The organism is Pirellulales bacterium (assembly GCA_036490175.1).
In the GTDB taxonomy this organism is placed as follows: Bacteria; Planctomycetota; Planctomycetia; order Pirellulales; family JACPPG01; genus JACPPG01.
In genome coordinates this window covers 47,257-61,285 of record DASXEJ010000077.1, presented here as the reverse complement: position 1 = coordinate 61,285, position 14,029 = coordinate 47,257, and the positions used below count along the sequence as shown (strand labels likewise).

General features: G+C 61.3%; 12 protein-coding genes. 6 read left to right on the top strand and 6 right to left on the bottom strand.

Annotated elements, in window-relative coordinates; genetic code table 11:
• From VGG64_05585 to VGG64_05560, 6 genes are all read left to right on the top strand, one after another.
• Positions 1-305, top strand: a 305-nt coding sequence (locus tag VGG64_05585; GenBank protein ID HEY1599051.1) for a hypothetical protein, incomplete at its 5' end; no start/stop codon positions are given.
• A 329-nt stretch (positions 306-634) separates the two neighbouring features.
• Positions 635-2,065: an ammonium transporter gene (locus VGG64_05580; protein HEY1599050.1), complete on the top strand. Its 1,431-nt coding sequence runs from the start codon at positions 635-637 to the stop codon at positions 2,063-2,065.
• A gap of 354 nt (positions 2,066-2,419) precedes the next feature.
• Complete coding sequence (locus VGG64_05575) at positions 2,420-3,373, top strand: carbohydrate kinase family protein (protein HEY1599049.1); 954 nt, start codon at positions 2,420-2,422, stop codon at positions 3,371-3,373.
• A gap of 238 nt (positions 3,374-3,611) precedes the next feature.
• Complete coding sequence (locus VGG64_05570; protein ID HEY1599048.1) at positions 3,612-5,078, top strand: DUF1501 domain-containing protein; 1,467 nt, start codon at positions 3,612-3,614, stop codon at positions 5,076-5,078.
• 228 nt (positions 5,079-5,306) lie between these two features.
• Entirely contained in the window at positions 5,307-6,311 is a 1,005-nt protein-coding gene (locus tag VGG64_05565) for a DUF1080 domain-containing protein (protein HEY1599047.1), read from the top strand.
• 6 nt (positions 6,312-6,317) lie between these two features.
• Positions 6,318-6,497: a hypothetical protein gene (locus VGG64_05560; GenBank protein HEY1599046.1), complete on the top strand. Its 180-nt coding sequence runs from the start codon at positions 6,318-6,320 to the stop codon at positions 6,495-6,497.
• Between the two features lie 640 nt (positions 6,498-7,137).
• Here the strand turns inward: VGG64_05560 and VGG64_05555 are convergent.
• From VGG64_05555 to VGG64_05530, 6 genes are all read right to left on the bottom strand, one after another.
• Complete coding sequence (locus tag VGG64_05555; GenBank protein ID HEY1599045.1) at positions 7,138-8,250, bottom strand: SDR family oxidoreductase; 1,113 nt, start codon at positions 8,248-8,250, stop codon at positions 7,138-7,140.
• A gap of 105 nt (positions 8,251-8,355) precedes the next feature.
• A complete protein-coding gene (locus VGG64_05550; protein ID HEY1599044.1) occupies positions 8,356-9,318 on the bottom strand; it encodes an alpha/beta hydrolase in 963 nt (320 codons plus the stop codon).
• A 179-nt stretch (positions 9,319-9,497) separates the two neighbouring features.
• Entirely contained in the window at positions 9,498-10,643 is a 1,146-nt protein-coding gene (locus tag VGG64_05545; GenBank protein HEY1599043.1) for a hypothetical protein, read from the bottom strand.
• A 132-nt stretch (positions 10,644-10,775) separates the two neighbouring features.
• Positions 10,776-11,489 (bottom strand): hypothetical protein, encoded by a 714-nt coding sequence (locus VGG64_05540; GenBank protein HEY1599042.1) that lies wholly within the window; start codon positions 11,487-11,489, stop codon positions 10,776-10,778.
• A gap of 178 nt (positions 11,490-11,667) precedes the next feature.
• Entirely contained in the window at positions 11,668-12,633 is a 966-nt protein-coding gene (locus VGG64_05535) for an aldo/keto reductase (GenBank protein HEY1599041.1), read from the bottom strand.
• A gap of 30 nt (positions 12,634-12,663) precedes the next feature.
• The gene (locus VGG64_05530; GenBank protein ID HEY1599040.1) at positions 12,664-14,001 is read right to left on the bottom strand and encodes an amidohydrolase family protein; all 1,338 of its coding nucleotides are present in this window, start codon (positions 13,999-14,001) and stop codon (positions 12,664-12,666) included.
• Positions 14,002-14,029: the final 28 nt, after the last annotated feature.

Sequence of the window (14,029 nt, the reverse complement as noted above, 5' to 3'; positions counted from 1 at the left end):
TGATCGCTCTGTTTGGCGCTTTACGTCTCGACGCACCAAGCGCTGCCGATGCCAGCCGCGCTAAAGCGTCCTACAGCATAATGGCGTCCGGCTCGATGCCTTGGCCACCTGCACGCATCAGCGGGCATGAGAAAGGCAAGCTGAGCAACTATCTGATCGGGGGCAAGCGGCAATTCGATGCCACCTTCAATTTGGCCGGCGCCGGCCTGCGGTATTGTTCGCAGACCGCGACCCTACCTGGTGCCGTGCTGATATCTCTGGGCTTTCTCAGCCCCAACTCGTTGCACGTCAAGTTGCAAGTTTGACGTGCATTCAAGAATCGTGACTTGGGCGTCCAGGACAACGGTTTTTTGCGTCGATTCTCCCTCGCCTTGATGCGAAGGAACAGCTTGACGCGACCCGTGTGGACGTTCGCTAGCCCCAAGCGATTCTTGCCAGCAGAGTTTCGTGGATTCGGTCGCGATTTATGTGATCGGTAAGCCGCGACTGTGTTTGTTGCAGAAAACGCGCGGACCGCACAACAGGCGAGGCGGTCTGTCGATCCTCGATCAAAAACGCCCTGCCGAGCGACCTGGACTCGGCACGGCGAGCATTCGATTTTTCCAGGGAGTCCTTCTAAAAAGCGAGGCCGGAAATGAAAAAGTTGTTGTGTTGTTGTACCGCAGCCGTGGTGCTTAGTCTGCTAGCGCAGCTGGCGACACAGGCCTGGGCCCAGGAAGCCGCCGAGGTGGCTGAAGAGAAAGTCGCGGAAGCCGCGGCAGCGGGGGAACCTGCCCCGCAACCTGCGCTGGACAAGGGAGACAATGCCTGGATTCTTACTTCATCGGCCCTGGTGCTGATGATGACCGCGCCGGGATTGGCCATGTTTTATGGCGGCCTGGTGCGCAAGAAGAACGTTGTCAACGTGTTCATGCAATGCTTCTTCCTGATGGGGTTGAACACGGTGTTGTGGGCGTTGTTCTGCTACTCGCTGTGCTTCAGCGGCACCGAGAAGTACATCGGCGACGCCAAAATGTTCTTCATGGAAGGCGTGGGGGGACAGTGGAACGACACTACCTTCCAGTCGACGCCGATGTTTCCAGGACTCACGATTCCTTACCTGACGCACATGCTGTTTCAGGGGATGTTCTTCATCATCACGCCGGCCCTGATTGTTGGCTCGTTCGCCGAGCGCATGAAGTTCAGCACGATGGTGGTGTTCACGATTCTGTGGGACTTCATCGTTTATTGTCCACTCTGCCATTGGGTGTGGGGTGGCGGCATCTTTGCCTATAACTCGCCCAATGCCATCGAAGGGGGAGCTCTCGACTTTGCCGGCGGCACGGTCGTGCACATCAGCTCGGGCATCTCGGCCTTGGTCTGTGCTTTGGTTATCGGCAAGCGGGTTGGTTTCCCGACCGAACCGATGCCTCCGCACAACCTGACCTATACGTTGATTGGTGCCGGACTGCTGTGGGTGGGGTGGTTTGGATTCAATGCCGGTAGTGCCCTGGCGGCCGACGGCATTGCGGCCAGCGCCTTCTGCAATACGCACTTCTCGGCTGCGGCCGCATGCGTAGCTTGGGCCGTCGTTGATTGGCTACGTACGGGCAAGCCCACTTTACTCGGTGCCGCTTCAGGAGCCGTAGCCGGCCTGGTGTGTATCACACCGGCGTCGGGCTTCGTGACCCCCATGGCGTCGCTGATCATGGGTGCAATTGCCGGCGTGGTATGCAGTCTGGCCTGTGCCGTGCTAAAGCCGGCGATGGGCTACGACGATTCTTTGGACGTGTTCGGCGTGCATGGTGTCGGCGGAACGTTGGGCGCTATCCTGACAGGCGTTTTCGCAACCCGTGCCGTCCAGGACGTGGCCGGCACACACAAGCCGCTTGGCTTGTTGGAAGGGGGCTCGATCATGAAGGCCCAGCTGATTTCCGTCGCCGGCACTTGGGTCCTGGCCATAGTGGCCACGTTTGTCTTGCTGAAGATACTTGACGTCGTCATGGGTCTGCGTGTCTCGCACGACGACGAGCAGCGCGGCCTCGACCTGACCCAGCACAACGAGGAGGGTTACATCTTTATTTGAGGAAGGACCCTGCACGGTCCGTTGGCCGGCGGCGATCGCCTTTATCGCTGCTGATCAATGACGATTCGGCACGCCGAATCGTGGGATCGAGTGGATCCTTATCACGGAACTCTGGCTTTCGCCAAGCCAGAAGGACGGCCTTGGCTCGGGTGACTTTGTTACCCGGGCCAAGGTTTTTTTTATGCGCCCCCGTAACAAAACGGTGGCGCGGCCCAATCTGCAATGGCGATGTGATCTGGCCCGTATGGCCGCGTTCGACAACCGCGGCAGCGTTCACTAAGATCGTCGCCAACGGTCCGGCATCGACCGGCGGCCCAACTTTCTTAAGGCCCTGCCAGGGCGTTTCGCAACACGATGGATATCGACTGCTTAAGCGTGGGGATTCTGGTGGCCGATCACGGCTGTGCGCCGATCGAGCATGTGCCAGCGGCGGGAGAGCTGATTCTGACCGATCACTTGTCGCTGTCGATCGGCGGTTGTGCGTCAAATGCCGCGGTGGACCTGGCCCGCGTCGGCGTGCGGGTGGCGGTCGTCGGTTCAGTCGGGCGCGACGTATTTGGACGCTATATCGTCGAGTCGCTCGCCGAGTCGGGCGTCGACATCTCGAGCGTGCGCGAATTGGCGGGCGTCGGCACCTCAGGAACCCTTATTGTTAATGTGCGCGGCCAGGACCGGCGCTTCGTACACACCGTAGGAGCCAACGCCCGCTTCACCGCGGCCGATATTCCGTTGGAGCGCGTGCGCGCGGCGAAGGTTCTGTACGTCGGCGGATATCTGCTGATGCCCGCGCTATTGCCCGATGAATTGACCGAAGTATTTCGTCAGGTCCGCCGCTGGGGCGTGACGACGGTCCTGGACGTAGTTCTGCCGGGTCCCGGCGACCATTGGTCGCAGTTGGCGCCAGTGCTTGCCGAGACCGACATCTTTCTGCCGAACACCGACGAGGCCGCGGCCATCACCGGTTTGGCCGAACCCCAGGCGCAGGCCGAGCGCTTTTTAGCGGCAGGCGCCGGTACGGCCGTGATTACCTGCGGCGGCGAGGGAACCGTTTTGGCCACGAAAGACCTGAGATTAAAAGCCGGCGTATTTCCAACCCACTATGTTGGCGGCACCGGCGCGGGCGACGCCTTCGACGCCGGCTACATCGCCGGACTGCTGGCCGGTGCCGACCCGCGCGGCTGCCTGGCCTGGGCCAGCGCCCTGGGAGCCAGTTGCGTGCGTTCGATCAGTGCCACCGAGAGCGTTTTCTCGCGATCCGAGGCCGAGGCCTTTTTGGCGGCTCATGCACTGCAAGTTGAGTCGTGGTAGCGTCAGCGATCGAGCCGTGGCGGACATGGTTTTGCCGCCGCCATCGCGATTTCTGTAAAATGATCGCAAGTCGTTTCTTGGGCTGGGTTTCGCGATTCCACGCAGTTGACACGCGCTTTCCGCCGGCGCTATACTGCCCCTTGCACGCCAAAGCATTGCGCACGCGGCGGCTGCGCGGATTCTATTCCGCGCCCTGCGATGCGCCCCACCGCAAACCCCACGACGCGAGGAGCCCACGATGCTGGTAATTCCTGGACGGGCTGGCAAAGACACATGCGACGGAGTCACCCGCCGCGAGTTGCTGCGAGTCGGCGGTTCGTCGATGTTGGGACTCTCTCTCGCCGACATGTTCCGTCATCAGCAGAGCGCACGTGCTGCCGAAGCCGCCGTGACCGGTGGGCCTGGTTGGGGCAAGGCGAAAAGCGTGATCTTGATTTTCTTGCAGGGCGGTCCCAGTCATCTCGACTTGTGGGATCCCAAGCCTAACGTTCCTGACAATGTGAAGAGCGTCTTCAATCCCATCGATACCAAAACGCCAGGGCTGCAAGTCACGGAGCTGATGCCCAAGCTCGCACAAGTGACTGATAAGCTGACACTGATCCGTTCCGTAAGCTACACGCCGAATGGCCTGTTCAATCATACGGCTGCCATCTACCAAATGCTGACCGGCTATACGACCGATCGCGTCAGCGCGTCGGGACAATTGGAGCCGCCGAGCCCGAAGGACTTTCCGAACTTTGGCTCCAACATCGTCCGTCTGAAACCGACGACGGTGCCGATGCTGCCGTTCGTGATGATGCCACGACCGCTGCAGGAGAGCAACGTAGTGGGCAAGGCCGGCACGGCAGGCTTTCTCGGCCGCGCCTTTGACCCGTACTATCTCTATCCGACTGGCGACGACATGGACATGGCCAAGATGTCGCGCATCAAGGTCGACGACTTACAGCTGCGTCCCGAAGTTTCCTCGGCGCGCTTGGAGCGTCGTGCCAAGCTGCGTGATGTGATTGCCGAGGGCATGCCCGCCGTCGAGCGAGCCACGGCGCGCTACGATCTGGACGAATACTATGACCGGGCTCTCAGCCTGGTGATCTCGGGACGAGCACGCGATGCGTTCGATCTATCGAAGGAAACGCTCGCCACACGCGAAAAATACGGCAACAACACCTTTGGCCAGAGCCTGCTGCTCGCCCGCCGATTGGTCGAGGCCGGCACCCGCGTGGTGGAAGTCAATTGGCCCAAGGTCGCCAACAGCGACAACCATTCGTTCGATGTACATGTGGGGTTATCGGGCCGCATGAAGAATCAATGTGCGCCGCTGCTCGATGGCGGCTTGTCGGCATTGATCGCCGACCTCGACGAACGCGGTTTATTGGCCGACACCCTGGTGTTGGCCATCGGTGAGTTTGGCCGCAGCCCCAAACGCGGCGTGAGTACCTCGGGCAATACCAACAGCGACGATGGCCGCGACCACTGGCCGTATTGCTATACGGCCTGCATCGCGGGTGCCGGCATCAAACGGGGCAGCGTGTACGGCAAGTCGGACGCCACGGGCAGCGGCCCCCTCGAGGATCCGGTCCATCCGGCCAACCTGTTGGCGACGATCTATCATTCGGTCGGCATCGATCCGAATACGATCGTTTACAACCACCTGAACCAGCCTCGCGAGCTGGTGAAGGGGGAAGTCGTTACAGGGTTGTTGGCGTAGAACCGCCGCGCGATCGTGCGTGGTTGGTGTTTGCGGATGCGTGTAATCGCAATTCTTGGTGCGTGTAGACGCTCGCCTTTCGGCTGCGCTCGTGGGATGGGACTCCCTGGCAACTTTCTTCCGAAACTTGCGGTGTCTGTTGTGCGTGCGCACAATAGCGGCCGACCGAAGCCTGCTTTCTCAATGCTTCGGTGCATACGAGTCATTCCCGCGCCACAAGGAAACACCATGAGCCGCCTCTTCGCCCGCGCCGTTCTGCCCGCCCTGTTGCTGTTTGCTGCCGCGCCGCTCGGCCAAGCGATCGCTGCCGACAAGGGGCAGTCCACGTTCACCGCGGCAGCCGACGCTGGGCCTGACTACAAAGTGCAGGGCGAGTACGTGGGCGAACTGACGATCAACGGAGAGCCCCGCAAGGTTGGTATGCAGGTCATCGCGCTGGGGGACGGCAAGTTCGATGCCGAGGGATATCCTGGCGGTCTGCCGGGCGACGGCTGGAACAAGGACGCGGGTCGGCGCCATCGCTCGGGCGAGACCAAGGACGGCGTGACAACGATTAGTGGAGAGGGCCCCACCGGCAAACTGGTCGACGGCGTAATTACTGTGACTGGTGCCGACGGCGCCAAAATCGGAACATTGAAGCGCGTTGAACGCAAAAGCCCCACACTCGGTGCCAAACCACCCGCAGACGCTATCGTATTATTCGACGGCACGTCGGTCGATAAGTGGAACGGCGGTCGATTGGCGGACGGCGGATTGCTCGCTGCTGGTTGCATCAGTAAGGACAGCTTCCGCGATTTTCAGTTGCACATCGAGTTCCAAACCCCGTTTATGCCAGCCGCGCGCGGCCAGGGCCGGGGCAACAGCGGCGTCTACCTGCAAAACCGCTACGAACTGCAAGTGCTCGATTCGTTCGGGTTGGACGGAAAAGACAACGAATGTGGCGGGTTTTATTCAATTCAGGCGCCGGCCGTAAACATGTGCTATCCGCCGCTGACGTGGCAGACCTATGACATAGACTTCACCGCGGCACGATTTGATGACGCCGGCAAGAAAACGAAGAATGCCATCGTCAGCGTGCGGCACAACGGCGTGCCGATCTACGAGAACTTCGAACTGCCGAAGCTGACGCCAGGCGGCTTGCCGCAAGAGGCACCCGGCGTCGGACCGTTCCAGCTGCAGAACCACGGCAACCCGGTCTACTATCGCAACATCTGGATTGTCGAGAAGAAATAGAGCGCCATGACCAATTTCCCGCAGAGCCCCGCGGAGCGACGAGTTCGGCTGGCCGAGATTCGGCAAGCCATCGAGGCCGGGACGTACGAAACGCCCGAGCGTCTGTCGGCCGCTGTGGACGCCCTGCTGGACGACTTTGAGGGTCGGGAGGACTCTGCCAACGGTCCGCGGCGCCGGCCGAAATAGGCCATAGGCGGTTCTGCCGCTTCCCCGCCGTGCGAGTGCCAAACTGTCTTACGACAGCACTCCGTCAGGCGATCGTCGTCCCGGGGCCCAGGCGGCTTATTGTTGGCGTGGATTGCCCTCATGGGTTCGACGCTGCCGTAAGGCCAGCCCGCGACTGCATGAGGACGCCCGTTGCTACCCTTTGCCGGCAATGCAAATCACGAGCCGCAGCGCAAATCTCGGGAAGTTTTCGCCTCCTGGAATCACTCTAAGCGTTCGCGCGGTAGAATGTTATTACCGGGTTGCAAAATCGCCCGGCGGGTGGCGACGTAAAAAATCGAAAATTCCGTCGTACCCGCCGGGCAATGCTGCCGATGTAATCTGCAACCAGTAGATACGACTTTTAGAGCCATGCCTCTCGCCTCGAATTCCGTCGGAGGTGCCAACCCAAAAAGCGAGGACCGGGGTCCTAGACCGGCTAGTGCCTAGCACAGCCTGACCATCGTCCTTCTCGCAGCGACTCCACCGTCGCAATCGGCGGGAGGTTGGATTCAGTTAGGCCGCGGCCATCTTCTCAAACAAGATGGCCGCGGCTTTTTTTATGCGCGGCGCGGCAAAGGCAACGCGCACTCTGGGCTCGCGATCGCTCGGCGATCGCGTGTCACGGAGCCGTCGTCACCATCTCGGGCCGGCTGGTCGCATTCTGGCCGAAGTTGGTGGCGATATCAGGATGCCGGCGCACGAAATCGACCATCGCGGGCACGCATTCTCGCGGCGACGGGCAGTGAATGCCCGAGCCGGCGAGCGCGGCATCCAGATTGCGCGTATCGTAGGTCACGTCGTGCTTCATGTAGGCGAACACTTCGGGCGGAAATTGTAACGCCCGCGACAGAACCGGAAACATCTTGAAGAAAAAACGGGCGAGCCATGGGGGCGTGCTGAACGGCGGCGGTCGCAATCCGAATGCGGTAAACAATGCGGCGCTCAGTTCTCCCATCGTCACGGCTGGATTCGGCAGCACGTGATAGGCTTTGCCCGCGGCACTGTCATGATGTGCCAGAAACTCAGTCGCGTCGCAGATGAAATCGACCGGCACCATGTAGAAACGTGTGTCGCGCCCGCCCGACCAGAAGTAACGGCTCCAGCCGAGCAGACCTTTCTGTTCCAGGGCGGCCATCGCGCGAATCACGAAGTAGGGCCCGTCGTACTTGTTGATTTCCCCGGTTCGCGAATCGCCGGTTACGACGCCTGGCCGGATGATCACGGTCGGAATCCGTTTCCAGCGCCGGCGCACGGCGACTTCGGCCTCCCACTTGGTGAGTTCATAATAGTTCTTCCAACTGGTCGACTCGGACAACTCGTCTTCCAGGACCCGGCCGGTTCGCGTGCCCGAGACGTAAGCCGTGGAAAAGTAAACAAGCTTGCGTAAATGGGGAAGCGATTCGCAGAAATCGAGAACGTTTTCCGTGCCTGTGACATTGACCAGCCGCGAAATCTGCTGCGGCGTAGCCAAATCATAAATCGCGGCCAGGTGATAGACGGTGTCGACTTCGGCGGCCAGGCTGGCGAGGGTGGCTGCGTCGAGCCCCAGATAAGGCCGCGTAATATCCCCCAACACGATTTCCGTCCGCTCGCGCCCCAACGGGATTTCCTCGCGGGCTGCCTCGGCGGCGGCGCGCATTGCCGGAATGACGAGCAGCCGGACCGTGGTTCCGGGTTTGGCTAGGAAACGTTTCAACAATTGTCCAGCGATGAAGCCCGGATAGCCGGTCACGAAGATGCAGCGGGGAATCAGGCACCTCGGGCGGATCTTGCTGTAGATATGTCACGGATCCCGAATCGTTCGGGATCCGTCCTTAGCTGATTTGCGCGGCTCTCATCACTTTGCGGCGACCGGAGCGGCCAGGTACTTGTCGAACCAATCTGCCAACAGGGCCGTGTCGGCCACCATGTCGGGCCAGCCATGCGCGGCCCCTTTCTTGACGACTACTTCGGCCGGAACACCCGCCGCTTTCAGCTTTGCGACGATCGAATCCGCCTGCTGAATTGGCACCAGCTTGTCGGCATCGCCGTGAATGATCAATGTCGGCGGGTCGTCGGACGAGACATGCGTGATCGGCGAAATCTGTTTGCCGACTTCGACGATCTTGGGCTCGTTGGTCAGCGGCACGAAATGCTTCGTTTCCTGATCGAACTCATGGAAGTCGAAGGGCGCCTTGAAGTTCTTCAGTACGCCGCGCCCCAGAGCGTTCTCGCCCGGCTCGCCATAGTTCAAAAAGTCTGTCGGGGGGAAGAAGCAGGCCACGGCCTGCACGCGACTGCTTTCGCGTTCGACGGGATCCTTGGCTTCGGGATTGCCGGCGGTGCCGGCGGTGCCCTGCATCAGCGAAAGATGCCCGCCCGCCGAGCCCCCGCTGATGCCGATCCTTTGCGGGTCGATCGCGTAGTCGGCCGCATGATAGCGGATGTAGCGGACCGCGCGGTGCATGTCTTCTAGAACCTCGGGAATGGTGAACTTCGGTTGGCTGCCGTGTACCACGGCAAAGACTGTATAACCGCGCTTGAGGAACTCGTTTAAAAGTGAAGTATTGATCGCCTCGTGCGCCGAAAACCAACCGCCGCTGACGCAAAACACGATCGCGGCGCCGTTGGGCTTCGAGGGTTGAAAGACATCCATCGTCAGCGCGGTACCGAACTTGCGGCCGTAGATCACGTCTTCGGTGCGCTTGTACTTCGGATCATCGGCGGCGCCGGCGATCGCCGTGCCCAGCATCAGGCTGCAAACCGCGATCAGGCTGGCGATCGTCAGACTCCGCCCACCACTAACTCGAAGGCAACGCATGTCCGAATACTCCTTAATGCCGCTGTAGTTGCAGTTGAACTCAAGAAGTGCGATCGACCGTGAGGCGGGGCCTGAAGTGCGGCCAACCAACACGCTTGCGAGCGTACCCATCGGAACGTGGCGCAGCAAGCAAATTGGGAGAGAATCAGGTTGGATTTGGATGTGCAGGCAAGTCGCCGCTACATAACCTTTACCAATGTCAAGACGATTTCCAACGCGATCAGTACGATGATCACCACCTCCATGAACTCGGCGCGGAACGTGTCGGCCCGATCCGAGACGATGGCGTAAACATCTTCCATCGTGCGCAACGACCGGGTGATGCTCTGTTCCCAGGCGTCGAGGTGAAATCGGCCCGCCAGCAGGCGATAGACACGGGCCAGGTATTGATCGCCGACTAGCTTCAGCACGTTGCCCGTCCGCTCGAAGACGTCGTTGGCTTCCATCCGCAACTCGCCCAGCGCCCGCAGCGGCAGTGAGTGTGTACGCCAGAAAGGCAGGATCGATCGCTGGCGTGGGTGGATCAACCGATAAGCCTCTGACAGTCGCCGATCGAGCTGCTCGTCCAGGAAGCGAAATTCCAGCAGCTGCAGATTAGCAAACTCGATCGTTTGCAGTGTCTCGCCACATTCCTGATCCAACAAAAAGGCGGCTGACCATTCGGGTATGAACAAATCGCGCGGGCCGTAGCCGATGCGCGCACGCAGCGCCTCGTCGATTTCTTCCTGGCTGAGCGGCTCGTCCTCCAATCGCACCAGGCCTGCCAACCAGGCGCCGTGCTGCGCTAGCAATGCGGCCGGCGGCGGCAGCGAGTCGTTAGGCGGAAGCTGAAAAACAAAATACTCCTCGGTGAGGTCGCTCCAGTCGGGCTGATGAATCGCCGGCAGCAAACTGGCATACAGCGGGGCGAACGATTGTCGGGTGACGCGCACGATTTCGCCAGGCTCGGCCAGACTGCGGGCAAGCCGCAACAGCGCCGCGGCCGAGAGCTGAAACGGCACCTGCAGCGTCACACCAACGGCGCCAAAGTCGAACACGGTAGCTTCCACCGAGGCTTGGACCGCGCCCAATTCCGCCAAGGCCAAGTTCGCAGGCGGCAAGGGAAATCGCAGCGGCGCAGGCCGATAGGCAATCGAGGGTGGCGTGCGTGGCCGGCGCGGCAGGCTCTGCGATTCGGCCGGCACCAACTTTCTTGCCCGCTCTAGCAGCACCTCGCCCCCGATATCGAACGCCACGTGAATATGCAGCGTGCCACAGAGCATGGCGGTGAGAGTCGCTTGCCCCAGGTCATTCCCGCGCGGTGAATCGCAGGGCTGGCTACTCATGTCGAATCGGGCGCGCGTTGGGGCATGGCAGTGAGAACGTTGCCCTATCTTACGAGTCGCGCGCACGCGGTGCCAGGACGTCGCCCAAGCGGTGATCTACGGCGCAGGACTGCCGACGAGCGTGCTAAGAATCTACAAGCCGGTTTCGGGATAGATCTTGATCGGCTCTTGCGGCAGTTTGGTGCCGGACGGCAAAGGGGTCGGAGGAACCGTACGATCCAGCGGAGGGAGCCGCCAGACTTTCGGTTCCGGCTCAGCCGCGTCGGACGGTGCCTTCGCCGAAGTCGACTGGCTCGATGCGAGCGCTTGAGCCGCGGCCTTGGCGCGCTGTGGCGATGTGACCGGGACCACAGCCGCGCCGCGATGGACGTCGGCAAAGCGCATCACACGCAGCGGCGGACGTGTCGATGCTGCGAATTTACTTTGCGGAAATAAGTCCGCGCGCGACGAACCCGCGCCCAGGCCCGAACCGATTTCGTTTGTTGACCCACTTGTGATTGTCATCCCCGTCGGCTTGTCGGCCCTGCGGAACAAATGCAACAGGCCGGTATTCGGCACGAATGGCTTAGCCGGGGGCGGCCGTGACACGACGGAAGTTTTCGATACCTTGTCGCGAGCCGTTGTTGGCGCGGCGGGTGCCGACGGCGCGCTGCGTAAAGGATTGCCAACACCCGGCGCCGTGGCTGCCGTCTGGCGAGAGTTGGCCTGGTAGCGAACCCCTGCGGAACGTGACGGATTTGTCGAGGGGGGCGCCGCTGCAACGTGGCGTTGTCCCGTGGCACCGGAACAAACAATGCCAATTACGAAGACGCCGTAAAAGATTCCGGCGCGGAAAGCCTGAGCCATCGACTCGTTCCCTGTCTCGGGCCGGCCAAGGTGGCGCGGAGGCGCGCACAAATGGGCCGCGAAAACATAACCCGCGGATGACAGATGTCAATTTCAGCAGCACGTAGCTCCGGTCACGGCAGAGCTGACGGATGCCCAGGGCCATGGGAACGAGCCCTGCGTTCGGCAAGGTTTCGCGCTAGACCGCGTTTTGCGATGCCGCGGGCCCGCGATCGAGGAGCGCCTGATCAATTGCAGCTAATTGCGTCGCGCTGAGCTGCCAGTCGAGTGCGCCGGCGTTCTCACGCAATTGTTCCGGACGTTTCGCGCCGCACAGCGCGGCCGTGATCCCCGGACGATGGATGGTCCAGTTAACGACCACCTGCGCGACGGTTTTTCCCGCTTCGTGGCCGATCTCGCGCAGGGCCTCGACAAGGTCCTGATTCCTCTGCCACTCTGTGCCCTGGAACATCGGATACTTGGCGCGGCCATCGGTGGGATCGAATTGGTGATCGCGCGGCAGTTTGCCCGCCAGCAGTCCCTTCATCAGCGGCCAGTACGTGACCAACGACACCTCGTGCGCTTGGCACCAGGGAAGAATGTCGGCCTCGATCTCGCGTTGCAGCATGTTGTACTTCGGCTGGCAGGCAGTCACGGGGCACACGCTAGCAAACTGTTGGAGTTGTGCCAGAGAGACGTTGGAAACTCCCACCGACCGCGTTTTGCCCGCGGCCAGCAAGCCGGCCAATGCTCCGGCCGATTCAGTTATCGGTGTCTGGGGATCGGGCGCGTGCAGATACAAAAGGTCGACGTGATCCGTCCCTAACCGGCGCAGGCTTTCGTCGCATTCGCGCCATAGCGTCTCGGGCCGCGCATCGTGCTGGCGATCCTTCTGAGCGCCCCAGTGCAGGCCCCCCTTGGTGGCGATGACAACTTCGTCGCGTCGCCCGCCGATTGCCTGGGCGATCAAACGCTCGCTTTCGCCGTCGGGACCGTAATTGAATGCCGTGTCGAGAAAATTAATGCCGACGTCCAGGCACGCTCTGATCGTGGCGATGCTGTCGATGTCGTTGACGTTGATGCTGGTCATGCCGGCGATGGGCCAGCACCCCAGCGCCACCGGCGAAACCAGCAAATCGGTTGTTCCCAGACGACGAAGTTCCATAGGTTTTCTATGCGTGATCGTGAGTTGCCTCTAGTTTGCGCGAACGTGTTGGCCCGCGGGGGCGCCGGAACCATTCGCGGCGGCACGCGCGGCCGCTGGGCCGGGCGCGAGCAACTGACCGGCTTTGACGATGCCACCCTGCATGATGGCAATGAAGCGCGAGCGGTCTTCCAGCACGCGAATATCGGCCAGCGGATCGCCATCGACTATCAGCACGTCGGCCAGCTTACCGGGCGCGAGCGTGCCAAATTCCGTGGCGCGCCCCATGATCTCGGCACCGGTTTGCGTGGCCGAGCGAATAGCTTCGAGCGGAGTAAAGCCGACATAGTTGACGAAGAAGCTGATCTCCTTGGCGTAGTCGCCATGAGGATTCCAAGCGAAACCGTAATCGCCCCCCAGCCCGATACGTCCGCCGGCACGGAGAATCAGCCGGGCGCTTTCGGCGCCCCCTTCGAGCGTTTCTTGATGGCCATCGATCACGGCTTGAGACAGGCCAAACTCGGGGCCTCGCTCGACGCTGGCGTACTCGAACTGTAAGGCCGGGACCACGGGCGTATTCTGCGCGAGTAGCATGTCGAGCGATTCGGCGTCCATGAACGTGCCATGTTCGAGCGTGTCGTAGCCGGCACGAATCGCGTTCTTGATTCCTTCGGTCGCGCGGCAATGCCCCGTGACCTTCAGATGGTGATTGTGTGCCTCGGCTACGACGGCGTGCATCTCTTCGAACGTCATGCATAGCGTGTGGTGATCGTTAGTATCGGGGGCGGCGGCGTCGCCGGTCGGGTACGTCTTGACCCATTCGACGCCGTCCTTTACCAGTTTGCGAACGGCGCGGCGCCCTTCCTCGGCGCCGTTGATCAATAGCACCAACCCTTCCATGCCGATCTTGCGAAAGTCGGGGTTCCAGTCCATCAGCCCCCCGGCGCCACAGATCTCACGTCCGCTGGCTGCCAGGCGCGGTCCCAGCGAGAGGCCGTCTTCGATGGCCTTTTTCAGCCACACATCGACGTTGAACAGGCTGCCGCCGCTGCGCGCCGCGGTATAGCCGCATTCCAACGCCAGCCGCGAATTGGCGGCCGCCAGCAATGTGACGAACTCAACGGGATATTTGATATCCAAATCCTGCAACTCGGCAACGTCGAAGTACGTCGGATGGAAATGGGCTTCCACGAGCCCAGGCATGATCGTGCCGCCGCGAGCGTCGATGCGCGTGGCATCGGCCGGTACTGCCGGCGCCCCGACTGCGGAGCCGGCGTACACAATGCGCCCATCGCGAATCACGAGGGCTGCATCCGCCGTGGCCTGCGACCCTGTACCATCGATCAATTGACCGTGTTCGACGAGGATCGTTCCTTGCGCTGTCTTCATGGTCGCAGCTCCGCCCGCGATGGTGTGT

Coding starts and splice junctions, on each gene's coding strand:
- VGG64_05580 (HEY1599050.1), top strand. CDS start 635: ATGAAAAAGTTGTTGTGTTGTTGTACCGCAGCCGTGGTGCTTAGTCTG.
- VGG64_05575 (HEY1599049.1), top strand. CDS start 2,420: ATGGATATCGACTGCTTAAGCGTGGGGATTCTGGTGGCCGATCACGGC.
- VGG64_05570 (HEY1599048.1), top strand. CDS start 3,612: ATGCTGGTAATTCCTGGACGGGCTGGCAAAGACACATGCGACGGAGTC.
- VGG64_05565 (HEY1599047.1), top strand. CDS start 5,307: ATGAGCCGCCTCTTCGCCCGCGCCGTTCTGCCCGCCCTGTTGCTGTTT.
- VGG64_05560 (HEY1599046.1), top strand. CDS start 6,318: ATGACCAATTTCCCGCAGAGCCCCGCGGAGCGACGAGTTCGGCTGGCC.
- VGG64_05550 (HEY1599044.1), bottom strand. CDS start 9,318: ATGCGTTGCCTTCGAGTTAGTGGTGGGCGGAGTCTGACGATCGCCAGC.
- VGG64_05545 (HEY1599043.1), bottom strand. CDS start 10,643: ATGAGTAGCCAGCCCTGCGATTCACCGCGCGGGAATGACCTGGGGCAA.
- VGG64_05540 (HEY1599042.1), bottom strand. CDS start 11,489: ATGGCTCAGGCTTTCCGCGCCGGAATCTTTTACGGCGTCTTCGTAATT.
- VGG64_05535 (HEY1599041.1), bottom strand. CDS start 12,633: ATGGAACTTCGTCGTCTGGGAACAACCGATTTGCTGGTTTCGCCGGTG.
- VGG64_05530 (HEY1599040.1), bottom strand. CDS start 14,001: ATGAAGACAGCGCAAGGAACGATCCTCGTCGAACACGGTCAATTGATC.